The sequence below is a fragment of the Flavonifractor sp. An52 genome, assembly GCF_002159385.1.
Classification (GTDB): Bacteria; Bacillota; Clostridia; order Oscillospirales; family Oscillospiraceae; genus Flavonifractor; species Flavonifractor avicola.
Map to the genome: position 1 here is coordinate 1 of NZ_NFIB01000006.1, position 24,434 is coordinate 24,434.

Here is a 24,434-nt window from a genome sequence, read left to right on the forward strand (position 1 = left end):
AGTATATCCGAAACCAACTGGCATCAGATCAAATCGCAGACCAGATAGGGCTGAAAGAGTTTGTTGACCCGTTTACGGGTCGCGAGAACAAGAAGGCGTAAAAAGAACCCCTTAAGGGGCTTCGTCCGTATCAGGCCCTTTTAGGGCCTACTCAAGCCTCCGGCTTAGCCGGAGGTTTTGACTTCGGGGGGCAAAAGGATTTGCAATAGCCTCCATTCCTTGATATAATACTTTATTCAGAAGTATATGTGTTGCGAGGTGCCGCCTTGTATTTAAAAGCGCTGAAAATACATAGAGAACCCACCAAACCGCTGTAATGCCTGGGAAATCGGTACTTTGATGGTATGGCTGCCGAGTGAATTACACCAGTTTTACACCAGTTGAGACAGGGTCTGATATAGCACGTAGGGATAGCACAGTTATAATTGGGGAGGCAGTCGCTTCGATTTGGCCTCTTTTGGCAGAAACGGCCGCTGCAATAGAAAAGATTGAAGGGTTTTGGGGATATACCAAGTAAAGAATACCCCAAAAGAATACTGCAAAAGAAACGCCCGAGACTTACGAGCCTCGGGCGTAATTCTATATTTGTGGTGTGTAAAATACATCCCATGAAATGTAGTACGTATACACAGATAAAAAATGTGCTATGGGCAGAAAAACTGCATGGGTAGTGAGTCAGAAAATCGGCTGTGCTGGCAGAGCTCAACAACTACCGTTATCATCAGTCCAAAGATTCTCATTACGCCGATTTTTATAATCCTCTTGTTCTTCATCGGTTGCTGGACGAATGGTCGGTTTCCCGCAGTCAGGACAGGTCTTTTCAACTGTTCTGGGGAACAGGTAATGGCAATTATCACACGCATAAAGCATTTTAATCAAGCCTCGCTTTCGTGTTAATCAGTGTAGCACGGAGCGAGGCTTTTTTCAATCTACCAGAAAGGAGGTCAGTGCAATGAAGTGTCTACTTAAATATCAGTGGGTCAAACTGCCGCGAAATCAGTTGCCGCCCGGGAAGGGCATAATGGGTGCTTGGGCGCGTCTGGCCTCCCGAGCAGCCTTTCGAAATGGGCATGCAAAGTATTGCGGTTACATTATGCTGTCATCTACCACGGGGATTTCAAGGTCATCATCCCGGTGCTGGAGGCCATCGAGGAGCCTGCGGACTATCGTGGCCAGCCCAAAGGCGACGTGCTCCACTATCTGCTCAACAAGCGCCTGGGCGCGGAGGTGGATTACATCGTCAAGGGTATCGACCAGGAGCACAATGTGGTAGCGGGCAGCCGGCTGGAGGCTATGGCGCTCAAACGCAGGGAGTACTACTTCCGCACCGACCGGGACGGCAACTACCAGATCTACGAGGGAATCCGCGCTGAGGCTCGGGTCATCTCCGTCATCCGGGCGGGCGTCTTTGTGGATCTGTTTGGTGCGGAGTGCTATATTCCCCTGAGAGAGCTGTCCTACCAGCGCTGGGTAGATGCTGCGCAGCACTACCAGCCTGGCCAGCGCGTGCTGGTACGAGTACTGGAAGTGGACCGTAGCGACCGCAACCACCCCAGGGTGACCGCCTCGGTGAAGCAGGCGATGGAGAACCCCTATGAGAAAGCTCTGAAGAAGTATGTGGTGGGCAACCGCTATGTGGGCACCGTCAGTATGGTCGATCTCAACGGTGTGTTTGTCTCTCTGGATGGTGGTATCGATTGTCTCTGTACCTACCCCAAGCGCGGTCGGCCGCCCCGGGGAGCCAGAGCGACTGTGCGGATCCTGGGAATCAACCATGAAAACAATCGGATCTGGGGTGTGATCACCCACATGTCCACCATGCGCTGAGGGGAGGGAATAGGACTAGGCTATGTCAAAAAAGCCAGAAGTAAATTTGCCGCACAAAACAGTAGCGTGACAAGCGTATGAGTGGTCAACGGAATGTGGCAACATTGTTGCTACATTCCGTTGACTTTTTTGCCCTGTCTGGCTATACTATATGTGAGAAACAATAAATAGGAGGAATCGGACATGGATAATATCGTAGTAGCACCGAAGACGGATATGTTCCGCTTCCGTATCAATCCGGAAATCAAACAGCGGGCAGAGGCTGTTTATGCGCGTAATGGCCTGACTCTGACGCAGGCCCTGAATATTTTTATCCAGCAATCTATCAATGCCGGCGGCTTTCCGTTCCAGGTAAATGAGGAGAATGTAGAGTTGATCAAAGCAAGAGCCATGGAGAGGCTAATGAAAGAGCTGGATGCCGGTGAGAACTCCGGGGAGCTCATTGATGAAGCGGAGGCATATCGCCTTCTTGGGGTGAATGAACTGTGAGATTACAGTATCGGCCGGCGGCTATTGCCGACATCCGCAAGGCTTCGGATTACATTGCTGGAGTGCTCAAGAACCGCAGCGCGGCAAACAGGCTTAAAGGAAGAATTCTTGCGGGCGTATCTCTTTTGAAGGATAATCCGTACATGGGGACGCCGCTTTCAAGCAAGTATGACGGTGTTCCGGAGAATATTCGGTTCCTTGTAATTAGCAAGCAGATGGTTTTCTACAAGGTTACAGAAAGTGGGATCGAGATCATTCGAGTATTGGATGGGCGGACAGACTACCTGGTGCATTTGTTTGGATCAAACGAGGTAGAATAAAGCATTACCACGCTTTGAAGGGTAAAAAGACGCTTGCATTCTGTTGACAATTTCGCTATAATGCTGACATAAAGTATCCGTTGTTTGTCGCGGCAGACACAGTAACCGTGTTTCATAGCTCCCAGAGGTCGAACTGACCTTTGGGAGCTTTTTTGTTATATGTAGACTTACTGATACCAAAACTAAATACTGAGCCAAGAAAGGCATCAAGCGCATGGATCGCACTGGATCCATGCGCTTGTTTTTATATAGATAGTATCAAAAGATTGAAAGATGTAAGGAGGTGCATTATTCAATGCAAGCGGACTAAAAAAGCAAAGCGGATGAAATTGGCGAACATTCCCTTCCGCGTGCAGTATTCCGATTACAGAGAATATGCTGAAGAATACTGGGGCTTTAAGAGGAAGGAAGGAACTGATGCCTATGGCTTCTACACGAACCCCAATACTGAGTTTGACTGGTTTCAGATCGGCGGTCGCTGGCCGGACAGATTCCTTGTCAAGGCAGATTGCCGCGACGTTTTTTCGGGCGACTTGAGTTTTTTCCTTAGAGACAAACCTGCTGAGGCAGCCCCTGACGGGTACTGTTGGGTCACAGGAGCACGAAAAAAGGATATCGCATGGGATCTTATGAAGGAACTGTTCATTCAGAGAGAGCGTGAGACTTTTTTGTCATGCGAGAAGTGGTACCAGTCTGGTAAACTCCCGTCAGACCGACATGATTTGTCTATCACGGAAAAAGGCATTACATCTTGGGGGAAATTGATCTATGACAAAGGCCAAACGCTGGAGGAGCATCTGTGTAGCAAGGCTCTGTCTGAAGAGTACCGATATCCATTGACAACGTATGCAGTGCTGGACGATGGTGTGTGGAACGACCTCTATGAGATGAAATGCGTCAGTGAGGACAACGGCAAAGGAAATAATCAGCTATGGCATCAGGTGGTGGAAAAGTATATCGCATCGCTGCCTGAAGAGGCAATGCTGGTATGCTCGACAATCTAACAATTTTCGACCAGTAATCAGAGCGGCCCTATGCCTTCCAGCGGCGTAGGGCTGCTCTTTTGTGGCAAAACAGGCGACGAGAAACGGGGAATGAGGTGAAGACGAAATGTTCTTCCGGGAAGGCATCCTGATGCACCTTGACAAACAGGCGTGCTGCGCCTCATATTCAGCAACGGGTACGTTTCGTGTATGGAGAGCCGCGCAGGCAGACCGGGCCATGATCCCGCAGGGGGAAAGGAGAGATGGGGGAGCCGGATGCCGTGTGCAGACGAACTGTGGCGGTTTGTTGGCCATGACCCATACTCGTTAATCATGATACGTCGCTTTGGCCGTGATCCGAGCGGTAGCCATTCCGTCGCAGGTTGCGGGAAGTGCCAATAGCTCGGGGAGTAAGTCTCGCGGAGCGGCCTTGCCAGCTGCCGCCCGTTGCTTTTCTTTTGACTTTTACAAAAAGGAGTTGAGGAAATGGAAAAGCAAGCGGTACCAATTTGGGAGAAGGCCAATTTGACGATTGAAGAGGCGGCTGCCTACTTTGGAATTGGGACAAATAAGCTGCGAGAGATAACCAGCAACCCGGACTGTGGGTTTGTTATTTGGATAGGAACAAAAAGGCTGATCAAACGAAAAAAGTTTGAAAAGTATTTGGAAGATGTCGATACATTGTAAGCAATAAAAAGGAGGTCTGGACATGGCTTGAGCCGTGGCCAGACTGTCTTTTTATATAGCAAACTGTAACTGGTGTACTGGTAATTTCCGTAAAAAACAAAATTAGATTAAATTCAATAGAAAAATGTGATGAAATCCCGCCAGAGTTACCGGAAATAGGTTGAATCTTGAAAAGTAGTATCTGATGTGGTAGAATAAAATGCTATATCAGATTCCTTTTCTCGTGATAGAAGGGGAATTACTATGCCAAGTAAACGAAAAGACAGCAAAGGCAGAATCCTTAGAAATGGGGAGGTGCAAAGGCGAGACGGTATGTATATGTTCCGATATACCGATCCGGATGGAAAACGGAAAGCGGTATATAGTTGGAAACTGGTCAGTACTGATAAGGTGCCAGAGGGTAAAAAATGCGTGATGGCCCTTCGGGACCTTGAAAGACAGATCCAGAGAGATCTTGAGGATGGTATACGTGCCGGCGAAGCAAACACAATAACGGTTAACGCGCTGTTCAAATCCTTCATGGACTTGCGCAGTGATCTCAAGGAAACCACAAGATGTAATTACATTTGCTTATACGACAAGCATGTTCGGGATGAACTTGGCGGACGCAAAATCCGGAGTGTCAAGTTTTCTGACATTCAGAGATTGTATATGCATATGGTCCAAGATCTTGGCCTCAAGGCAAGTACGGTTCAAAGTGTCCATTCCATACTGTACCAAATGTTTGAGAGTGCTGTAATGGACAATCTTATTCGTGTGAATCCTGCAGCGAATGTTTTGAAAAGCTTGCGTAAGATGCTGCTGGTTGAACAGGAAAAGCGTCACGCATTAACGGAAGAAGAACAGACGAAATTGATTGAGTATGTTTATCAGTCGCGGATTTATTGTCGCCTGGGTACACTATTCACTGTTCTTCTTGGTACTGGTATGCGGATCGGTGAAGCACTTGGACTTAGATGGTGTGATTGCGATTTCGAAAAAAAGTTAATCAGTGTAAATCACACCCTACTATATAGGCAAAGCGAAAATGGGGGATATAGGTACCGAATTTCTGAGCCAAAGACAAAAGCGGGTCTAAGAGTTATCCCAATGCTATCAGAAGTGAAAGAAGCGCTTTTGGCTGAAAAGGCGAAGAGAAGAAACCCCAATTTAGAGCCCTTCTCTATTGGAGAATACACCGGTTTTATTTTCCTCAATAGTCATGGTAAGGTTTTTACTCCGGCGTATGTGTTCGATGCCATACAAAACATCACGAGTGCATTTAACAGGGAAGAGTACTTCAAAGCCGAGCAAGAAAACAGAGAGCCGTGTTATTTGCCAAAGTTCAGTGCCCACATATTGCGCCACACTTTCTGCACAAGGTTCTGCGAAAATGAAAGAAACCTCAAGATAATCCAAGACGTGATGGGGCATAGAAATATTCGAACGACGATGGATGTTTATAATGAGGCAACGGAGTCCAAAAAAATTGAGAGTTTTCAAAGCCTGGAAGGTAAATTCAAACTCATGTAGGTTTACACCATTTTGCCGCAGTCAACACCATTTTGCACCAGGATTTACACCAGTACATCGGTAAGTTATAGAAAACTATGAGGGGTTATATAAGCACCAAAAGCCTGGAACCCCTTGAAATAAAGGGGATAAGAGGTTATGAGAAGAAAGAGGTGTGCTTATGTACCTTAAAGCGCTGGAGATCCAGGGATTCAAATCGTTCCCGGATAAAACGGTCCTCTCCTTCGGGGAGGACATCACCGCTATCGTTGGTCCCAACGGCAGCGGAAAATCGAATATCTCCGACGCCATCCGCTGGGTCATGGGGGAGCAGTCCACCAAGGCCCTCCGGGGCGGTAAGATGGAGGATGTGATCTTCGGCGGTACCGCCCTGCGCAAGCAGCAGGGCTTTGCCGAGGTGTCCCTGGTGCTGGATAATACCGACCACATCTTCCCCCTGGAGGAGAGCGAGGTCATGGTCACCCGCCGGTACTACCGCTCCGGCGAGAGTGAGTACTACATCAACCGCCGTTCCGTCCGCCTGAAGGATGTGAACGAGCTGTTCATGGATACCGGCCTGGGCCGGGAGGGCTACTCCATCATCGGTCAGGGCCGTATCGACGAGATCCTGTCGGTGAAGAGCGGCGACCGCCGGGAGATTTTTGAGGAGGCTGCCGGTATCTCCAGGTTCCGCCACCGGAAGGAGGAGGCCGAGCGCAAGCTGGAGCGCACCCAGGAGAACCTGGTGCGCATCACCGACAAGATCGATGAGCTGGAGCTCCAGGTGGAGCCCCTGCGCCAGCAGAGCGAGAAGGCCAGGAAGTTCCTCATCCTGCGGGACGAGCTGCGTGGGCTGGAGATCTCCCTGTGGCTGGACCAGCTGGAGAAAATTCGTTCCGGGTCCCGCAAGACCCTGTCCGACTACGAGAATGCCCTCCGCCAGAAGGGGGAGGTCCAGCAGCAGGTGGAGGATCTGTACGCCGCCGCTGAGGCATTCTCCGCTCAGATGCGGGACAAGGACGTGGAGACCGAAGGCGTCCGCTTCCAGATGATGCAGCGGGAGGCCGACGCCAACAGCCTGGAAAACGCCATCGCCGTCCTCAAAACCAACATTCAGAACAACCTGGAGAACCGGGATCGTATCCAGCGAGAGCTGGAGCAGCAGGAGGGCCGGGCCGACTCCATCGCCGCTCAGATCGGGGAGCGTAAGACCCGGTTGGAGGAGCTGGAAGGCCAGACTGCCGGACTGCGTCAGCAGTTGACAGACCGCCAGAATGAGGCTGCCTCCGCCAGCCGCTCTGCCGGGGCCATTGCCCAGGAGCTGGAGGATCTGCGCCGGAAGGAGGCGGTGGAGAACGCCTCCGCCGCCGACGCAAAGGCCCTCATCTCCGCCCTGGCCGCCGCCGCCCAGGAGGTGCTGGACCGGGACGAGGCCATGCGTCAGGAGCTGGCCGCCGGTGAGGATCGACTCCAGGAGGCGGAGGAGACCCGCCGTCAGGCCGCTCAGGAGCTGGACCAGGCCAGAGAGGACAAGGACAGCTTACAGAACATCATCAGCGGTTACGCCCTGCGGCTGGAGACCCGGCAGCGGAAGGCCAGGGAGGCGGAGGAGCGCCACGTCAAACTCCAGATGGAGGACAACGCCCTGAACTCCCGCATCCATATGCTCTCCGAGATGGAAAAGATGTATGAGGGCTACTCCAAAGCGGTAAAGCTGGTGATGGGGGAGGCCAAGAAGGGCCAGCTTCGGGGGATCCACGGCCCGGTGGCCGGGCTCATCCACGTGCCCGACGCCTGCACCGTGGCCATCGAGATCGCCCTGGGGGGCGCTATGCAGCATATCGTGGTGGAGCGGGAGGAGGACGGCAAAGCCGCCATCCAGTACCTGAAACGCCGGGACGGCGGTCGGAGCACCTTCCTGCCCCTGACCTCCATGCGGCCTTCCGACTTCCGGGATCAGGGCGTGCGCAGGGAGCCCGGCTTTGTGGGCCTGGGCAACGAACTCATCCAGTTTGACCCCCGGTATGAGAAGATCTTTTCCAACCTGCTGGGCCGCACCGTGGTGGCCGAGGATATGGACAAGGCCATCGCTATGGCCCGGAAATACAACTATCGCTTCAAAATTGTTACCCTGGACGGCCAGGTGCTCAACCCTGGCGGCTCCATGACCGGCGGCTCGGCGTCCCGCAGCGCGGGCATCCTGAGCCGGGCCAACGAGTTGGAGCGGCTGGCTCAGCAGCGCACCGGCGTGGCCCAGCAGCTGGCCGACGCGGCCCACGCCATGGAGGAGGCTAAGCGGGAGGCCACCGCTGCTGCCTACGAGATGGAGACTGCCCAAGCCCAGCAGCGCCGCCACGAGGACGACATCCTCAAGCTGGAGGAGCGCCTGGGCCACCTGGACACCCAGCTGGCCGATCTGAAGAAACAGCGGGCCGATCAGAAGAATGAGCTGGAACAGCTCCAGGCCCGTTCCGCCCAGATCGAGGCGGACACCTGTGCCGCTCGTGCCCGGGTGGAGTCCCTGGAGGGGGCTGCCGCCGCCCTGCGGGCCGAGGCAGAGGGCAAGGCCAGAGGCCAGAGCGAAGTCCAGGAGAAGGCCACGGCTCTGGGGGAGGCCATTGCCGAACTGAATATGCGCCTGGCCGCCCTGGAGGCGGAAGCCCAGGCCGCCCGGAAGTCCATGACCGAACTGGAGGAACTGCGCCGGGATCTGACCGGCGACAAGGCCGAGCGGGAAAAGATGCTCTCCCAGTTCCAGGAGAAGAACGCCGGCCTGGAGCGGGAGATTGCGGAAAAGGAGCGGCAGCTCCAGACCATCCGGCAGGAGAACCAGGATCGTCAGGCCGCCATCAGCCGCATCAACGACGAGAAGCTGGCCCTGGAGGCCCAGCGCAACCAGGCGGACAAGGACGCCCGGGACAAGAACAGCGCCCTGCTCAATCTGGAGCGGGAGGTGTCGGTGCTGGAGCAGAAGAAGGCTGCCGCTGCCATGGAGGAGAAGAACCTGCTGGACAAGCTGTGGGAGACCTACGAACTGTCCCACCAGGCGGCCATGGCCCAGCGGGTGGAGCTGGAGAGCGTCCCCAAGGCCCAGCGCCGGGTGGGCGAGCTGAAAAAATCCATCTCTGCTTTGGGCAACATCAACCTGGACGCCATCGACGAGTTTCAGCGCATCAATGAGCGCTATACCTACCTCACCGACCAGAGGGACGATGTGCAGAAGTCCAAGAAAGAGCTGGAGGGCATTATCGCCGATATCACCGAGGAGATGCGTGCCATCTTTGCCAAGCAGTTTGCCATCCTCAACGAGTCCTTTCAGCAGACCTTTACCGAGCTCTTCGGAGGAGGTAAGGCCACCCTGGAGCTGGAGGACCCGGAGGATATCCTGAACTGCGGCATTGAGATCAGGGTGCAGCCCCCGGGCAAGGCACTGAAGGTGCTCTCCCTGCTGTCAGGCGGCGAGAAGGCCTTCGTGGCCATTGCCCTCTACTTTGCCATTCTGAAAGTGCGGCCCACCCCCTTCGTGGTGATGGATGAGATCGAGGCCGCTCTGGACGATGCCAACGTGGTGCGCTTTGCTCACTATATGCGCCAGATGGCGGACAAGACCCAGTTTATCGTCATCACCCACCGCCGCGGTACCATGGAGGAAGCGGATGTGCTCTACGGCGTCACCATGCAGGAGCAGGGCGTCAGCCGGATGTTGACTATCAATCTCAATGATGTGGAAAAAGAGCTGCATATCAAGTAAGTCGGCAGCTTTATCAACAACCGAAAGGAACCAAAATCAATATGGGCTTTTTTGCGAAGATTAAGGCGGGTTTGACCCGCACCAAGGAGAACATCGGCCACTCCATCGACCAGCTGTTTGCCGGTGAGCTCAACGACGACTTCTACGACGAGCTGGAGGAAACCCTGATCCTGGGCGACATGGGCGTGGACACCACCCTGAAGGCGGTGGAGACCCTGCGCCGCCGGGTGAAGGAGGAGAAAATCAAGGATATGGACTCTGCTCGTGCCTGCCTGCGGCGGGTGCTTACCGAGATGCTCCAGGTGGGCGAGCCGGAGCTCCATCTCACCACCACCCCCTCGGTGGCCCTGTTTATCGGTGTGAACGGCGTGGGCAAGACCACCACCATCGGTAAGCTGGCCGCCAAAATGAAGGGGGAGGGCAAGCGGGTGCTGATGGCTGCCGCCGACACCTTCCGGGCTGCCGCCGCGGATCAGCTGGAGATCTGGAGCCAGCGCTCCGGCGTGGAGATCGTCCGCCAGCACGAGGGGGCTGATCCCGCCGCCGTGGTGTTTGACGCCCTCACCGCCGCCAAGGCCAGAGGTACCGATGTGATCCTCATCGATACCGCCGGGCGGCTGCACAACAAGCAGAACCTGATGAATGAGCTGAACAAGATCTCCCGGGTGGTGGACCGGGAGCTGCCCGGCTGCGACCGGGAGACCCTGCTGGTGCTGGACGCCACCACCGGTCAGAACGGCCTGATCCAGGCCAAGCAGTTCAAGGAGGCCGCCGGCATTACCGGCATCGTCCTCACCAAGCTGGACGGCTCCGCCAAGGGCGGCATCGTCATTGCCATCGCCCAGGAGCTCCAGGTGCCGGTGAAGTATATCGGCGTGGGCGAGGGTATCGACGACCTTATGCCCTTTGAAGCGGAGGCCTTTGTGGAAGCGCTGATTTAATGGAGGTTATAACAATGGCCAGAATTGACGGACGGGCGGCGGACCAGCTGCGGCCTGTAGAGATCATTCCTAACTTCAACAAATTTGCTGAGGGTTCCTGCCTCATCCGCTGCGGCAACACTCAGGTGCTGTGCTGCGCCAGCGTGGAGGAGCGCACCCCGCCCCACGTTCCCGAGGGGGAGGGCTGGGTCACCGCCGAGTACTCCATGCTGCCCCGGGCCAACCGGGAGCGCTCCAAGCGGGACATTGCCAAGCTGAAGCTGTCCCCCCGCTCCGCGGAGATTCAGCGGCTGGTGGGCCGCTCCCTCCGGGCCTGCGTGGATATGAAAAAGCTGGGTGAGCGCACCGTGACCATCGACTGCGATGTGCTCCAGGGAGACGGCGGCACCCGTACTGCCAGCGTCACCGGCGGCTATGTGGCCCTGGCCCTGGCCCTGAAGAAGGTAGGGGTTGCCGATGCTCTGGTGGATCAGGTGGCGGCGGTGTCTGCCGGCATTGTGGACGATCAGCTGCTGCTGGACCTATGCTATGAGGAGGACTCCTCCGCCCAGGTGGACCTGAACTGTATCATGACCGGGGACGGCAAGCTGGTGGAGATCCAGGGCACCGGCGAGGGCCGGGCCTTTACCGTGGAGGAGCAGGGGGCTCTGGTGGACCTATGTGCCAAGGGCATCGCCCAGCTCCAGACCATCCAGAAAAACGTACTGGAGGGCTGAGACATGAAAATGGTATTGGCCAGCAAGAACGCCCACAAGCTGGTGGAAATGAAGGCCATCCTCTCCCAGCTGGGGGTGGACGTGGTGTTGGAGTCCGAAGTGGGCGTGGATGTGGACGTGGAGGAGACGGGCACTACCTTTGAGGAGAATGCCTATCTGAAGGCCCATGCGGTATGTGAGGCCTCCGGTCTGCCCGCCATTGCCGACGATTCCGGCCTGTGTGTGGACGCCCTCAACGGCGCCCCCGGCGTATACTCCGCCCGCTACGGCGGTCCCGAGCTGGACGACGTAGGCCGGTATAAGCTGCTGCTGGAGAACCTGCGGGGTCAGCTGGACCGGCGGGGCAAATTTGTATCCTGCATCTGCTGTTGCTTCCCCAACGGGGACAAGGTGGAGGCCAGAGGAGAGTGCCCCGGCACCATCGCCTACGCCCCCAGGGGTGAGGGCGGCTTCGGCTACGACCCTGTGTTCTTTATCCCGGGGCTGAAAAAGACCTTTGCGGAACTGACTGCCGAGGAGAAGAACGCCATTTCCCATCGGGGAAATGCGCTGAACAAATTTAAAACAGAATTGGAGAACTATCTGAATGGAACTGACCAGTAAACAGCGGGCCCAGCTGCGGGGCCTGGCAAACAACATCGACACCATCCTCCATGTAGGCAAGGACGGCATCGGAGAAAACCTGGTGAAGCAGGCCGACGATGCCCTGGAGGCCCGGGAGCTCATCAAGGGCAAGGTCCTGGAGAACTGTATGCTCACCAGCCGGGAGGCGGCGGAAGAACTGGCTGCGGCCACCCGTAGTGACGTGGTGCAGGTGATCGGAACAAAATTTGTTCTGTATCGTCCGACCCACAAAAAGGATAAGAAAGACAAGATCGTTCTGGTATCGGATAAAAAGCGGAAAGCATAATAAACGAGGGGGCATGGTCATGAAGCTGGGCATCTATGGCGGGACCTTCAATCCACCCCATTTGGGGCATCTGACCTCGGCTCAGGCGGCGATGGACGTTCTGGAGCTGGACCGTTTGCAGTTTGTCCCGGCGGCGCTGCCGCCCCACAAGGATCTGCCTGAAGGCAGTCCCGGACCCCGGGAGCGGCTGGCTATGGTGGAGCTGGCGGCGGACAGTCTGCTGCTGCCCGATCGGATTGGGGTCAATGCTCTGGAGCTTTCCCGACCCGGGAAAAGCTACACTGCGGATACGCTGGAGCAGATCCACGCCCAGTATCCCAACGCGGAGCTGTGGCTGATGATGGGTACCGATATGTTTCTTACCCTGCAAAACTGGTGGGAGCCCCAACGGATCACCCGACTGGCGGGAATATGTACCTTTGCCCGTACCCAGAGCGACAGCGGCGAGGCTTTGAACATCCAGGCAGAGCATCTGCAAAAGACCTTCGGGGCCAAGACCTGTGTGCTCCAGCTGCCCCATATTGTAGATGTATCCTCCACCCAGCTGCGGGAGCTGCTGGCCCGGGGAGAGGGACAGGAGTATCTGTCTCCGGCGGTATATGGATATATCATCCGCCACGGCCTGTACGGGGTCCATTTTGACCTGAAGCATCTGCCGGACCGGGAACTGCGGGCCTGCGCCTGCTCCATGATCCGGGCCAAGCGAATTGCCCACATCAGGGGCACGGAAGAGGAGGCGGTGCGTCTGGCCCGCCGCTGGGGCGCCGACGAGGAAAAGGCCCGCCGGGCAGGTATCCTCCATGATATTACAAAATATCTGGAGATGGACGAACAGTTGCAATTATGCCATAAATATGGTATCGTACTGGATGATTTGGAACAGCGTGCTGTTAAGCTGCTCCATTCCAAAACCGGGGCGTGTGTGGCCCGGGATGTGTATGGAGTGAGTGACGATATTTACAATGCGATTTTCTGGCACACCACCGGCAAAGCGGATATGACGCTGCTGGAGAAGATCCTGTACATCGCCGACTACATGGAACCCAACCGGGACTTCCCGGGCGTGGAGAAGCTGCGGAAGCTGGCTTATGAGGATCTGGACCAGGCAGTGCTGCTGGGTTGCGAGATGAGCATTCAGGAGATGAAGGACCGGGGCCTGCCGGTCCACAGCAACACGCTGCAGGCCAGGGATTGGCTGAGGAGCAAATCCAGCAGAAAGGAACCTTGAGATGAACCCGGAAGAGAAAAAGAACAGCCGCGGCGGCGCCCGGCTCGCGAAAGAGCAAAAGCCGCCCAAAGCCCCCAAGCAGAAAAAACCAAAGCCCCAGCGCACGCCCAGGGAAAAGATCCTGCGCATCTTGTTTATCATCTTTACAGTGATCGCAGCCCTGATCGTGATCCTGTTTGTGGCCTATAAGCTGCTGGTGGTCAAGCCGGAGATTCCCAATGTAGCGCCCCCCGATGCGGAGGAATCTGCCGGAATGGAGATGACGGGACCGAAACTGTCCGGCGACCGGAAGGAGGAGTTCTACACCTTCCTGGTGGTGGGACGGGATACCGGCGGCGGCGGCAACACCGACACCATTATGGTCATGTCCTACGACATTCCCAACCAGCAGCTCAATGTGCTGAATATTCCCCGTGATACTATGGTCAATGTGCCCTGGGACGTGAAGAAGATCAATTCCGTCTACAACTGGGCTTCCAACTACGACAGGGATGGCATCGATTACCTGAAGGAGGAGATCTCCTACCTCATCGGCTTCCAGCCCGACTTCACCATGGTGGTGGAATGGGAGGCTGTGGGTGAGCTGGTGGATGCTATCGGGCCCGTGTGGTTTGATGTACCATACGACATGAATTATGATGATGGTACCCAGGACCTCTACATCCACCTGGAGGCCGGCTACCAGGAGATCGACGGCGACGAGGCCATGCAGCTGCTGCGCTGGCGGAAAAACAACAAGATTGAAAACGGCAAACTGATTGTCTACGGCGGTTACCCCTCCGGCGATCTGGGCCGTATCCAGACCCAGCAGGATTTCCTGAAGGCGGTCATTGAGACCTGTCTGAACAACCTGACTGTGGATAAGATCCCCGCCCTGGCTCAGATCTTCTTCAATAATGTGGATACCCGCGGCACCCTTACTGTGAATAACCTGGCCTGGTTTGCCCAGGAGGCCATTCTGGGCGGATTGAGCATGGAGAATGTCAACTTCATGACCCTGCCCTGCGAGGGCGTCTACGTCTATAGCCGGACGGTGGGCAACAAGCAGTCCTATGTGACCCCCATCCAGGATCAGACCCTGGAAATGATCAACACCTATTTCAACCCCTATCTGGAGGACATCCGGTTGGATCAGCTGGATCTGATGAGCGTCAATGACGACGGGTCTCTGTCCTCCACCAGCGGCCATGTGGAGGACACCTATGCGGCTAAGCCTCAGGGCGGCAGCTCCAGCAGTTCGTCCGGTTCTTCCAGTTCGAACAGTTCCAGCGGCTCGGGTAGCTCCAACACAACGACCAAGCCCAGCAGCACGCCCAAGCCGGAAGTGACTTCCACGCCCAGGCCCAGTAACAGTCCGGCAGCCAGTGCGCAGCCCTCCACGACCCCGGCTTCCACACCCAGTCCCACGGCCAGTGCGCAGCCCTCTGCGACCCCGGCGCCTACCCCAACTCCGGCCCCTACGCCGGCAGCCACACCCGCTCCTGAATCGACACCGGAGATTGGTCCCGGCATGGAGCCTGTGGAGTAAAGGAGAGATTTTATGTTAACACCTAAGGAAATTGCCCTGCTGGCCGCCAAAGCGCTGGACAGTAAGAAGGGCCTGGATATTAAGGTGCTGGAGACCGGTCATCTGACCACGCTGGCCGACTATTTCGTGCTGTGCTCCGCCACCTCCACCACCCAGATCAAGGCCCTGGCCGACGTCTGTGAGAAGGAACTGAAGGAGGCTGGCGAGCCTCCCCACCATGTGGAGGGCCACCGGGGCGGCATCTGGATCCTGCTGGACTTCTCCTCCGTGGTGGTCCACATCTTCAACGAGGAGGCCAGAGAGTTTTACGATCTGGAGCGCCTGTGGAGCGACGCCACCCCTGTGGACCTGTCCGGTGTGCTCACGGAAAACTAAAGCAGTAAAAAAGTGTCGCGGGATTTCCCGCGACACTTTTTTATTTTATGATGACTGGGCTGGAGGTCCACTCCAAGCCGCAGGGCCTGGGTATAGGGAAGCACAGACCGTACAGGTCGGTGTATCGGACTTCCGCCTCAAAGAGCTGGCGGGCCGGACCGGTCAGATCCCTGGCCTGAGCGGGCTTGGTCAGAATGGGGAGGGGGCAGGTTCTTTTCATCTCCTTCAGAAGTGCCTGTCCCCGGCTGTTGAGCCCCAGCACCCGCACATAGGGGGGCAGCGCGGGGCGATCCGTGGTTACCCCTAAAAAGGCGGACAGAGCCAGCCGCCGGAGTCGGGCGTGGGTATAGCGCTTGGTTTTGGCAAGGGAATAGAATTCATCCAGGGAGAGGGCCTGTCGGGCGGCGCGGACCAGCCGTTCCGGCAGGCCTTCTGCCGCGCCGCTGTCGGGGAGGGCGGCCCAGTCTGAGGCGTCCATGGTGCGCAGTTTGGCCAGAATGGCCCGCTCGATATGGGACAGGGAGGATATCGCCCCCATCTGGTCCAGAGCGTTGGGGCGTACCAGCAGGGCGGCTTCCTCTTGCTGTCCGCTCCGCAGTAGTCGCCGGATCTGGGTGGCGGAAGCAAAACCCTCCACCGTCCGGCTGCTGTTATGCTCCGCCCCCCGGCGGGGTACCGTCACCACCTCCATGGAGGCAGACAGATGGTGGAGGGCCCGCAGGTACTCCACCCCAAGGTTGTTGTTTGGGGTGGACAGGCAGGAACAATTTGCTGCCTCCTGCCGGGCGGCGGGAAAGGACAGCCCCTTGCCCAGAGCTGCCCGCAGCCTGGCAGGGAAGTCCGGGGCATCCAGAGCCTCCGCTGCCTGGCGCAGTTCATCAGTGCTGCCGCACTCGCTGCCAAAGGAGAGGGTATCTACCACCCCGGTGGCAGCCAGAATCGACACCGCTCCCCGGGCAAAGGCCTCTGCTGAGGCCATGGCCCAGGGGGTGGGAAGCTCCAGCACCAGATCGGCGCCCCCCTCCAGAGCCAGTCCAGCACGGGTCCATTTGTCCGTAACGGCACAATCCGCCCCCTGCACCCAGTGGCCGCTCATGACGCACACCACCGGCCGGTCCTCCTCCAGCAGGCGGTGGGTCTGGGCGATGTGCCAGGCGTGACCCAGGTGGAATGGATTGTATTCCGCGACGATGCCTACAGCGGTCATGGCTTTTCCTCCAGAACGAGAGTAAAATTTCTCTCCCTTTCAGTCAAAATGTGGGTTGTTCTTTGTGAAAAAAAGGGATAAAATAAAACTGATATGTTTCTGTTATTGTACTACGGGAACGCCTGGCTCTCAAGCCATAGTTTATCAGGAAATGTAAGGAGAGATGGAACCATGAAAGTTCTGGTCATCAACGCTGGCAGCTCTTCCCTCAAGTATCAGCTCATGGACCCCGCAACCCGTGAGGTGCTGGCCAAGGGCCTGTGTGAGCGCATCGGCATCGACGGCCGCCTGACCCATAAGGTCCCCGCCAAGGACGCCAAGTGTGAGTTCGAGATCCCCATGCCCACCCATGCCGAGGCCATTCAGGCCGTGCTGGACGCTCTGCTCTCCAGCGAGCACGGCGTGATCAAGAGCGCCTCTGAGATCGACGCTGTGGGTCACCGCGTGGTGCACGGCGGCGAGAAGTTCGCCTCCTCCGTGCTCATCACCGACGAGGTCATGGCTGCTCTGGAGGAGTGCATCCCCCTGGCCCCTCTCCACAATCCTGCCAACATCACCGGCATCCGCGCCTGCCAGAAGGTCATGCCCGGCGTGCCCATGGTGGGCGTGTTTGACACCGCCTTCCATCAGACCATGCCCGCCAAGAGCTACATCTATGCTCTGCCCTACGAGTACTATGAGAAGGACAAGGTCCGCCGCTACGGCTTCCACGGCACCTCTCACCGCTACGTTTCCGCCCGGGCTGCCGCTATGCTGGGCAAGCCCATTGAGGAGCTGAAGATCATCACCTGCCACCTGGGCAACGGCTCCTCCGTGGCCGCTGTGGACTGCGGCAAGAGCGTGGACACCTCCATGGGCTTCACCCCCCTGGCCGGTCTGCCCATGGGCACCCGCTCCGGCGATCTGGACGCCGGCATTATGGAGTACCTGATGAACAAGTATGGCTACGACATGAAGGAAATGATGACCATCCTCAACAAGAAGTCCGGCGTGCTGGGTATCTCCGGTGTGTCCTCCGACTTCCGCGACGTTGAGAACGCTGCCAACGAGGGCAACCAGCGGGCCGCTCTGGCTCTGGAGACCTTCCAGTATGGCGTGAAGAAACTCATCGGCGCCTATGCTGCCGCCATGGGTGGTGTGGACGTTATCGTGTTCACCGCCGGCGTGGGCGAGAACGATGCCAACACCCGTCTGGCTGCCGCTTCCGGACTGGAGTTCATGGGCGTGAAGATGGACGCCGAGGCCAACAGGGTCCGCGGCAAGGAGACCGTGATCTCCGCAGCCGACTCCAAGGTGAAGGTGCTGCTCATCCCCACCGACGAGGAGCTCATGATCGCCATGGATACCGCCGCCATCGTGGGCAAGTAAGGGAAATAGAATATCCTTTCCTTTCAAAGGGGCGCTGCCATACAGCGCCCCTTTTTGCGTCAAAAACGGGAAAACGGCAGGATCGCGTTGCTGCCGCCCCTATTCTTTTAGAAAAATTTCATCTTTTTTTATGGAAGCTTTGGGAGGGGTCTGCTATCCTGTCTGACGGAATGGTTGGGAACAAATTGTGAATTCTGCGCCCGCCCTGTTGACATATGACAGCTTGTCGGATTAAGATAATACGACAGGTTGTCAGGTCTGGAGGGAAGCACTGTGCCAAGTATGACCTTTTTTCATCTGCCGGCAGAAAAGCGGGAGCGCCTGCTGGCAGCGGCCCGGGCGGAATTTGTCCGGGTACCTTATGAGGATGCCTCCATCAACCGGATGATCCGGGAGGCGGGCATTCCCAGGGGCAGCTTCTATATGTACTTTACCGACAAGGAGGACCTGTTCCGCTATCTGATGGAGTCCTATGGCCAGCAGCTGGTGGAGCAGGTGGAGGAATGGCTGGACCGGGATGGCGGAGATTTGTTTCAGGCCTTTCTGGACCTGTTCGACTATCTGCAGGCCAACCGGAACAGCAACGGCTTCCGGGAGATGGCGGCCATCCTCCGCCGCAATCAGCGGCTTCAGCCGGGATTGATCCTCAACCGGCAGGGGCCCTGTGCCATTGTGGACCGCCTGCGGGACAAGATTGACCTGTCCCGTCTGGATCTGCGCACCGACACCGATCTGCCTGATCTGTTTCACCTGCTGATCTCCGCGGTAGCGGGGACCATGCTGACGGCAGAGCAGGACGGCGGCGTGGAGCAGGCCAGAGCCAGGCTGATTCGTATTTTGGGGATCTTACAGCGGGGCGTAGCTGCAAAAGAGGCTGTGCCCGGCCGGGGACAGCAATGAAAAGGAGAAACGACCATGGAAGCAACCCAAGTAAAATCGGAAACCACAGCGGCGCCCAAGGAGGATCAGAAAAAACTCCCGGAGTTTAAGGCGCCCAAAAAGAAGCGCAAGTGGGTCAAGCGGGTGATCGCTCTGGTGGTGATCGTGGTGATCATTGCCTTCCTGCTCTCCCGCTGTATGGGTGCGGGCAAGCAGATCATCAGCAGTGCCTATTTGCCCTACACGGCCTCCATGCAGGATATGACGGTGTCCGTGTCGGGTACCGGTACCATTGAACCTATCCAGTCCTACAACGTGACCACTCTGGTCAGCGGCGAGATTCTGGAGGCCCCCTTCGAAGAGGGACAGACGGTACATAAGGGCGACGTGCTCTTCCGCATCGATGCCAAGGATGTGGAGAACAACATTGAGCAGCTCCAGCTCAATGTCCGCTCGGCTCAGCTCACCCTGGACGATCTGCTCAAGACCCAGAGCGACAACCAGAAGGACCGGAACATCACTGCCAAGGACGCCGGTGTTATCACCGAACTGCACGTGGAGCAGGGGGACACCGTTACGGTGGGCACTGTGATCGCCGACGTGCTGGACCGGGATCACATGAAGCTGAAGGTACCCTTCCATGCGGCGGACGCTGCAGGCTTCTATGTGGGACAGACCGCCACGGTGACTGTGAACGGCACCGGCTCCACCCTGACCGGTACAGTGACTGAGATCGCTGCCACCGACGAGGTGGGAGCAGGCGGCACTCTGGTGCGCCAGGTAACCATTCAGGTCAACAACCCGGGTGTGTTGTCCGAGACCAGCCAGGGCACGGCCTCCATCGGCGGCGCGGCCTGCGCGGCCAGCTCCAACTTTACCTATGCGGCCTCCGCCCAGATCACAGCAAAGGCCTCCGGTGACCTGGATGTCCTCAATGTGAAGGAGGGGGACCGGGTCAGTGTGGGGCAGATCATCGGTGTGATCGCCGAGGCGGATCTGGACACCCAGATCGAAAACGCCAGGATCGCCCTGGAAAATGCTCAGCTCTCCCTGAAAAACGCCCAGGAGAAGCTGGACGACTATACCATCACCTCCACCATCGACGGTCAGGTCATTGAGAAGAACCTGGATGTGGGGGACAACATCAACGGTATGTCCAGCTCCGGCACCACCGTAACCTATCCCGCCGTGATCTATGACCGCTCCCAGCTCACCTTTGAGATGGATATTGACGAACAGGACATCAGCCAGATCCAGGTGGGCCAGAAGGTGGAGATCACTGCCGATGCTCTGGACGGGCAGAGTTTCACCGGCGTGGTGGATAAAATCAACATCAACGGCACCACCGCCAGCGGACACACCAGCTACCCGGTCACTGTTCTGGTGGATGGCTCTCCTGAAGAACTGTATCCCGGCATGAACGTTTCCGCCAAGATCATTGTGGAAGAGGTGGGCAATGTGCTCGTCCTGCCGGTGGAGGCTGTGGAGCGGGGGAATACTGTTCTGGTGGCCAAAGAGGGCTGCCTGGATGAAAAGGGAAATGTAGTGGATGTCACTGCCACAGAAGAGCGTCAGGTGACCCTGGGCCGCAACGACGACAACTACATCGAGATCGTGGACGGCCTGGAGGAGGGGGAAGTGATTCTGGCCCCCAGCCCTCAGGGGTCCAATATGATGGAAGCTATGATGGGGATGGGTTAAGCCATGGAACACCTCATTGAACTCAAAGACGTCTATAAGATCTACCAGATGGGTGAGGAGACCGTCCACGCTCTGGACGGCATCTCCCTGACGGTGGATCAGGGGGAATTTGTGGCTATTGTGGGCCAGTCGGGCTCCGGCAAGTCTACTGCCATGAATATCATCGGCTGCCTGGATGTTCCCACCTCCGGTACCTATCATTTAAGTGGGGTGGACGTGTCCACCATGGACGACGACCAGCAGGCCGAGATCCGCAACAAGATGCTGGGCTTTATCTTCCAGCAGTATAACCTCATACCAAAGCTCAACGTGCTGGAAAATGTGGAGCTGCCGCTGCTGTATGCCGGTGTGCCAGGCAGCGAGCGCCGGGAGCGGGCCCTTCAGGCTCTGGAACGGGTGGGACTGGCGGACAAGCGGAAGAATCTGCCCAGCCAGCTCTCCGGTGGTCAGCAGCAGCGGGTCTCCATTGCCCGCGCTCTGGCGGGAAATCCGTCGGTGATCCTGGCCGACGAGCCCACCGGCGCTCTGGATTCCCGCACCGGCCGGGAGGTGTTGGGCTTCCTTCAGAAGCTCAACGCCGAGGGAGACACCGTGGTCCTCATCACCCATGACAATTCCATTGCGGTAAGGGCCAAACGCATCGTCCGTCTTCAGGATGGACGAATCATCTATGACGGGGACGCCCACGATCCCAGAGCTGTGGTCCAGCCCGATCTGGAGGAGGAACACGGCGGAGCCAGGGAGGTGCTGAATCTATGAAGATAGGACAGTCCTTCCGGCTGGCCATCAAGAGCCTGATGACCAGTAAGGTGCGGGCGCTGCTTACCATGCTGGGTATCATCATCGGCGTGGCAGCGGTCATCGTCATTGTTTCCCTGGGCAACGGGATGCAGCAGTACATGAACAGCCAGTTTGAGCAGATCGGCGTCAATATGATTCAGGTGGGGATCTACTCCTACGGCGGAAACCGGGAGGCCACGCCGGAGGACTTCTATGAGTTGGCGGAAAAATATCCTCAGTACATAGATTCGGTGAGTCCCTACCTCAGCGCTACCACCATTGTCCGCCAGGGCGCACAGGAGTATGAGCGCACCAAGGTCTACGGCGTCAGCGAAACCATGTACAACAGCGAGAAGGGGCAGACAGCTACCGGCGACAAGCTGGAGGAAGGCCGCTTCCTCAGCTATGTGGATGTGGAAAAGAATCAAAAGGTGTGCGTGATTGGCAGCTACCTCAATGAGGATATGTTTGGCGGTCAGGGCCTGGGACAGACCCTGACCATAGGAGGCGTACCCTACACCGTCATCGGCACGCTGGCCCAGAAGGCGGATTCCACCGAGGGCAGCGGAGACGACCAGATCTATCTGCCCTATGGCCTGGTGGAGCAGATCAACGCTACCGGCAGCATGATGGGAATGAGCAGCAACTCCTACCTGGTCACCAGTACCAACAAGGATACCTCCTCCGCCGCCAAGGGTGTCATTGAGAATATGCTCTTTCGCATCTATGGGGACAGCAGTGCCTATCTGGTCATGACCTCGGCGGAAATGATGGACATGATGGACTCCATGCTGGGTGTGCTCATGACCATTCTGGTGGTTATTGCCGCTATTTCCCTGGTGGTGGGCGGCATCGGCATCATGAATATCATGCTGGTATCGGTGACCGAGCGCACCCGGGAGATCGGCATCCGGAAATCTCTGGGGGCCAAGGGCCGGGATATCCGCAGCCAGTTTATCATTGAGGCGGGTACCACCTCCGCCATCGGCGGCGTGATCGGTATCCTGTTGGGTATCCTGCTGGCCAATCTGTTTACCGCGGTGGTGGGAGTGGTGATGAGCGATGCCGAGGGCTTTGCCGCCATTCCCAATCTCAGCGGCATCCTGGTGTCCTTTGGCGTGTCGGTGGGCATCGGCGTCCTGTTCGGTTACCTGCCTGCCAACAAGGCGGCCAAACTCAACCCAATTGATGCCCTGCGTTACGATTGACAGGTGGGGAGGAACCTCTTGCCTCCTGCCTTCAGGGGGTATATACTTACGGTAACGAAGGCCGTTTCCGTGGGAAGGAGAAAAAAGATGAAGCATAGACTGTTATCCGGATTGCTGGCCCTGGTTTTGGTATTGGGGCTGGCCCCCGGGGCGCTGGCGGCCCCTCCGGCCGAGGCGGAGGCTGCCCAGGTACTGGCTGCGCTGGACATTATGGTAGGAGATCAAAATGGTGATCTGGCCCTGGACCGTACCATTACCCGGGCGGAATTCACCAAAATGACAGTGGCGGCCTCCACCAGCCGGGATACGGTGGGGGATACGGTGGCTGTCAAGCCCTATCCGGACGTGCCCCAGACCCACTGGGCGGCTCCCTATGTGAAAGCCGCTGTGGACCTGGGCCTGGTTCAGGGCGATCTGTACGGCAACTTCAACCCCGACCAGAAGATCACTCTGGCGGAAGGGGTCACCATGGTACTGCGGCTGCTGGGCTATACTGACAGCGACTTTACCGGCGTTTGGCCCGCAGGCCAGATGGCTCAGTACCGGGCCCTGGATCTGGATGAGGGCGTGACCTGTGGGCAGAGTGAGAATATGACCCGTCGGGACGCTCTGTACCTGTTCTACAATCTGATGGTCACCAAGAACAAATCGGGGGTCTACCACCTGAATGTGCTGGAACCCACCCTGAATTTGGTGAATGCCGCCGGTGAGCTGGACCGGGTGGCTCTCATCAACTCTGCCATGGAGGGGCCGGTGGTGGCCTCCGCCAACTGGCAGGGCGCCCTGCCCTTTCATGCTTCCACTGCCACGGTATACCGCAACAGCAAGGCGGCCACACTGGGCAGCATTCAGGAGCAGGATGTGCTCTACTGGTCCAAGTCCATGCGGACGGTGTGGGCCTACTCGGATAAGGCCACCGGTACCCTGGAGGCCCTCAGCCCCTCCGCTTCCGCGCCTACTTCGGTGACGGTGGCGGGCAAGAGCTATGCCATTGAGACCACCTCCGCCGCCTATGCGCTGTCCGACCTGGGCAGCTATGCGGTGGGCGATCAGGTCACCCTGCTGCTGGGCCGCAACGGCGGCGTGGCCGCTCTGGGTGAGGCGCCCAGCGAGGGTGCGCTGATTTACGGCGTGATCACCAAGGTGGAAAACCTACCCTATGACGACGGAAACAACGGTACCTATACCGCCCGCACGGTGACGGTGGCGGCCACTGACGGCAGCAGCTACCGCTATCAGTGTAGTGAAAAGAGCCTGGAGGAGGGGGACCTGGTCCAGGTCATCACCGGCGACAGTGAGGTCCAGGTGAAGCGGCTGAGTACCGCCAAGCTGACCGGCAAGGTCAATTCCGATGGCACCAAGCTGAGCAGCTATGTGCTGGCGGATGATGTGCAGATCATTGATACCTATGAATCCCGCACTCCCATCCGGGTCTATCCCAGCCGCCTGGCGGGGGTGGAGCTGACCGGCAGCATGGTGCGCTACTATGCCCTCAACAGCGCCGGAGAGATCAGCCATCTGATCCTGGACGATGTGACCGGTGATCTGCACCAGTACGGCATCATTACCGATGTGAATGAGGTCAATGTGAGCCTGCCCACTGGCGGTTTCCAGATCTCTTCCGCTTACACTTATGATGTGGGCGGTCAGGAGCTGATGTTTGGCTCCGACTCCAAGATCTACAATCTGAAAACCGGTCCCTGCCAGGTCAAGATGGACAGTGATACCAATGTGGAGCGCCTGTACAACCTGAGTGAGCAGAAGCTGGACAGCGTCAGTGTCAGCGGAAGCTTTGCCGTGGGCACTGACCGGCGGCAGTATGCGCTTTCCGAGCAGGTGGTGGTCTATGTCTATGATAAGGGCGACTATCTGCTCTCCAGCCTGTCCAAGGTGACGGAAGGAGACTATGCCCTCACCGGCTGGTACGACAAGAACGAGAGTGCCGGCGGCCGGATCCGCGTGATCGTGGCCCGGTAAGCCTCAGAAGAAAAGAGCCCCGCCCCGCAGAGCCAGATATGCTCTGCGGGGCGGGGTTTATCATTTGA

21 protein-coding genes and 1 pseudogene are annotated in these 24,434 nt (G+C 57.3%); 21 read left to right on the forward strand and 1 reads right to left on the reverse strand.

Annotated features, from left to right (window positions below; genetic code table 11):
* The 15 genes and pseudogenes from B5G06_RS14330 to rsfS form a co-directional block, all read left to right on the forward strand.
* Positions 1-101: pseudogene (locus B5G06_RS14330) on the forward strand (IS200/IS605 family transposase); the annotation flags it as partial.
* Between the two features lie 979 nt (positions 102-1,080).
* Entirely contained in the window at positions 1,081-1,827 is a 747-nt protein-coding gene (locus B5G06_RS03290; protein ID WP_242955334.1) for a S1 RNA-binding domain-containing protein, read from the forward strand.
* Between the two features lie 183 nt (positions 1,828-2,010).
* Positions 2,011-2,316, forward strand: coding sequence for a type II toxin-antitoxin system RelB/DinJ family antitoxin (locus B5G06_RS03295; RefSeq protein ID WP_087187671.1), 306 nt, complete (start codon positions 2,011-2,013; stop codon positions 2,314-2,316).
* Positions 2,313-2,636 (forward strand): type II toxin-antitoxin system RelE/ParE family toxin, encoded by a 324-nt coding sequence (locus B5G06_RS03300; RefSeq protein ID WP_087187672.1) that lies wholly within the window; start codon positions 2,313-2,315, stop codon positions 2,634-2,636. The genes B5G06_RS03295 and B5G06_RS03300 overlap by 4 nt, the downstream gene beginning before the upstream one ends.
* A 323-nt stretch (positions 2,637-2,959) precedes the next feature.
* Positions 2,960-3,640 (forward strand): hypothetical protein, encoded by a 681-nt coding sequence (locus B5G06_RS03305; protein WP_087187673.1) that lies wholly within the window; start codon positions 2,960-2,962, stop codon positions 3,638-3,640.
* A 465-nt stretch (positions 3,641-4,105) separates the two neighbouring features.
* Positions 4,106-4,306 (forward strand): excisionase, encoded by a 201-nt coding sequence (locus B5G06_RS03310; RefSeq protein ID WP_087187674.1) that lies wholly within the window; start codon positions 4,106-4,108, stop codon positions 4,304-4,306.
* Positions 4,307-4,549: 243 nt separating this feature from the next.
* A complete protein-coding gene (locus B5G06_RS03315; RefSeq protein WP_087187675.1) occupies positions 4,550-5,818 on the forward strand; it encodes a site-specific integrase in 1,269 nt (422 codons plus the stop codon).
* A 160-nt stretch (positions 5,819-5,978) separates the two neighbouring features.
* A complete protein-coding gene (smc, locus tag B5G06_RS03320) occupies positions 5,979-9,548 on the forward strand; it encodes a chromosome segregation protein SMC (RefSeq protein ID WP_087187676.1) in 3,570 nt (1,189 codons plus the stop codon).
* A 41-nt stretch (positions 9,549-9,589) separates the two neighbouring features.
* Positions 9,590-10,489, forward strand: a complete 900-nt coding sequence (gene ftsY / locus B5G06_RS03325; protein ID WP_087187677.1) for a signal recognition particle-docking protein FtsY — start codon at positions 9,590-9,592, stop codon at positions 10,487-10,489.
* A gap of 14 nt (positions 10,490-10,503) precedes the next feature.
* Entirely contained in the window at positions 10,504-11,205 is a 702-nt protein-coding gene (rph, locus tag B5G06_RS03330) for a ribonuclease PH (protein ID WP_087187678.1), read from the forward strand.
* A gap of 3 nt (positions 11,206-11,208) precedes the next feature.
* A complete protein-coding gene (locus B5G06_RS03335) occupies positions 11,209-11,808 on the forward strand; it encodes an XTP/dITP diphosphatase (RefSeq protein ID WP_087187679.1) in 600 nt (199 codons plus the stop codon).
* Positions 11,792-12,115: a ribosome assembly RNA-binding protein YhbY gene (gene yhbY / locus B5G06_RS03340; protein WP_087187680.1), complete on the forward strand. Its 324-nt coding sequence runs from the start codon at positions 11,792-11,794 to the stop codon at positions 12,113-12,115. Before B5G06_RS03335 ends, yhbY begins: the two co-directional genes overlap by 17 nt.
* 19 nt (positions 12,116-12,134) lie before the next feature.
* On the forward strand, positions 12,135-13,343 hold the full coding sequence (gene yqeK, locus B5G06_RS03345; RefSeq protein WP_087187681.1) for a bis(5'-nucleosyl)-tetraphosphatase (symmetrical) YqeK: 1,209 nt from the start codon (positions 12,135-12,137) through the stop codon (positions 13,341-13,343).
* A gap of 1 nt (position 13,344) precedes the next feature.
* Positions 13,345-14,871 carry an LCP family protein gene (locus B5G06_RS03350; RefSeq protein ID WP_087187682.1) on the forward strand — a complete coding sequence of 509 codons (1,527 nt, stop codon included), beginning with the start codon at positions 13,345-13,347 and terminating at the stop codon, positions 14,869-14,871.
* A 12-nt stretch (positions 14,872-14,883) separates the two neighbouring features.
* The gene (gene rsfS, locus B5G06_RS03355) at positions 14,884-15,246 is read left to right on the forward strand and encodes a ribosome silencing factor (RefSeq protein ID WP_087187683.1); all 363 of its coding nucleotides are present in this window, start codon (positions 14,884-14,886) and stop codon (positions 15,244-15,246) included.
* Between the two features lie 40 nt (positions 15,247-15,286).
* Here rsfS and B5G06_RS03360 read toward each other — a convergent pair whose 3' ends face one another.
* Positions 15,287-16,453, reverse strand: a complete 1,167-nt coding sequence (locus B5G06_RS03360) for a tRNA(Met) cytidine acetate ligase (protein WP_087187684.1) — start codon at positions 16,451-16,453, stop codon at positions 15,287-15,289.
* A 171-nt stretch (positions 16,454-16,624) separates the two neighbouring features.
* Here B5G06_RS03360 and B5G06_RS03365 point away from each other — a divergent pair, with 171 nt between their 5' ends.
* The 6 genes from B5G06_RS03365 to B5G06_RS03390 all read left to right on the forward strand — a co-directional run bounded on the left by B5G06_RS03365 (position 16,625) and on the right by B5G06_RS03390 (position 24,366).
* Positions 16,625-17,821: an acetate/propionate family kinase gene (locus B5G06_RS03365; protein ID WP_087187685.1), complete on the forward strand. Its 1,197-nt coding sequence runs from the start codon at positions 16,625-16,627 to the stop codon at positions 17,819-17,821.
* Between the two features lie 282 nt (positions 17,822-18,103).
* Positions 18,104-18,721, forward strand: coding sequence for a TetR/AcrR family transcriptional regulator (locus B5G06_RS03370; RefSeq protein ID WP_204220734.1), 618 nt, complete (start codon positions 18,104-18,106; stop codon positions 18,719-18,721).
* Between the two features lie 15 nt (positions 18,722-18,736).
* Positions 18,737-20,401, forward strand: a complete 1,665-nt coding sequence (locus B5G06_RS03375; RefSeq protein ID WP_087187687.1) for an HlyD family efflux transporter periplasmic adaptor subunit — start codon at positions 18,737-18,739, stop codon at positions 20,399-20,401.
* Between the two features lie 3 nt (positions 20,402-20,404).
* Positions 20,405-21,160 (forward strand): ABC transporter ATP-binding protein, encoded by a 756-nt coding sequence (locus B5G06_RS03380; protein ID WP_087187688.1) that lies wholly within the window; start codon positions 20,405-20,407, stop codon positions 21,158-21,160.
* Complete coding sequence (locus B5G06_RS03385; RefSeq protein ID WP_087187689.1) at positions 21,157-22,389, forward strand: ABC transporter permease; 1,233 nt, start codon at positions 21,157-21,159, stop codon at positions 22,387-22,389. The genes B5G06_RS03380 and B5G06_RS03385 overlap by 4 nt, the downstream gene beginning before the upstream one ends.
* An 87-nt stretch (positions 22,390-22,476) precedes the next feature.
* Positions 22,477-24,366 carry an S-layer homology domain-containing protein gene (locus tag B5G06_RS03390; RefSeq protein WP_087187690.1) on the forward strand — a complete coding sequence of 630 codons (1,890 nt, stop codon included), beginning with the start codon at positions 22,477-22,479 and terminating at the stop codon, positions 24,364-24,366.
* The last annotated feature ends 68 nt before the right edge of the window (positions 24,367-24,434 follow it).

Bases quoted from the DNA above. Each gene is read 5' to 3' on its own strand.
- B5G06_RS03295 (WP_087187671.1), top strand. From the start codon at position 2,011: ATGGATAATATCGTAGTAGCACCGAAGACGGATATGTTCCGCTTCCGT.
- B5G06_RS03305 (WP_087187673.1), top strand. From the start codon at position 2,960: ATGAAATTGGCGAACATTCCCTTCCGCGTGCAGTATTCCGATTACAGA.
- B5G06_RS03310 (WP_087187674.1), top strand. From the start codon at position 4,106: ATGGAAAAGCAAGCGGTACCAATTTGGGAGAAGGCCAATTTGACGATT.
- B5G06_RS03315 (WP_087187675.1), top strand. From the start codon at position 4,550: ATGCCAAGTAAACGAAAAGACAGCAAAGGCAGAATCCTTAGAAATGGG.
- smc (WP_087187676.1), top strand. From the start codon at position 5,979: ATGTACCTTAAAGCGCTGGAGATCCAGGGATTCAAATCGTTCCCGGAT.
- ftsY (WP_087187677.1), top strand. From the start codon at position 9,590: ATGGGCTTTTTTGCGAAGATTAAGGCGGGTTTGACCCGCACCAAGGAG.
- rph (WP_087187678.1), top strand. From the start codon at position 10,504: ATGGCCAGAATTGACGGACGGGCGGCGGACCAGCTGCGGCCTGTAGAG.
- B5G06_RS03335 (WP_087187679.1), top strand. From the start codon at position 11,209: ATGAAAATGGTATTGGCCAGCAAGAACGCCCACAAGCTGGTGGAAATG.
- yhbY (WP_087187680.1), top strand. From the start codon at position 11,792: ATGGAACTGACCAGTAAACAGCGGGCCCAGCTGCGGGGCCTGGCAAAC.
- yqeK (WP_087187681.1), top strand. From the start codon at position 12,135: ATGAAGCTGGGCATCTATGGCGGGACCTTCAATCCACCCCATTTGGGG.
- B5G06_RS03350 (WP_087187682.1), top strand. From the start codon at position 13,345: ATGAACCCGGAAGAGAAAAAGAACAGCCGCGGCGGCGCCCGGCTCGCG.
- rsfS (WP_087187683.1), top strand. From the start codon at position 14,884: ATGTTAACACCTAAGGAAATTGCCCTGCTGGCCGCCAAAGCGCTGGAC.
- B5G06_RS03360 (WP_087187684.1), bottom strand. From the start codon at position 16,453: ATGACCGCTGTAGGCATCGTCGCGGAATACAATCCATTCCACCTGGGT.
- B5G06_RS03365 (WP_087187685.1), top strand. From the start codon at position 16,625: ATGAAAGTTCTGGTCATCAACGCTGGCAGCTCTTCCCTCAAGTATCAG.
- B5G06_RS03370 (WP_204220734.1), top strand. From the start codon at position 18,104: ATGACCTTTTTTCATCTGCCGGCAGAAAAGCGGGAGCGCCTGCTGGCA.
- B5G06_RS03375 (WP_087187687.1), top strand. From the start codon at position 18,737: ATGGAAGCAACCCAAGTAAAATCGGAAACCACAGCGGCGCCCAAGGAG.
- B5G06_RS03380 (WP_087187688.1), top strand. From the start codon at position 20,405: ATGGAACACCTCATTGAACTCAAAGACGTCTATAAGATCTACCAGATG.
- B5G06_RS03385 (WP_087187689.1), top strand. From the start codon at position 21,157: ATGAAGATAGGACAGTCCTTCCGGCTGGCCATCAAGAGCCTGATGACC.
- B5G06_RS03390 (WP_087187690.1), top strand. From the start codon at position 22,477: ATGAAGCATAGACTGTTATCCGGATTGCTGGCCCTGGTTTTGGTATTG.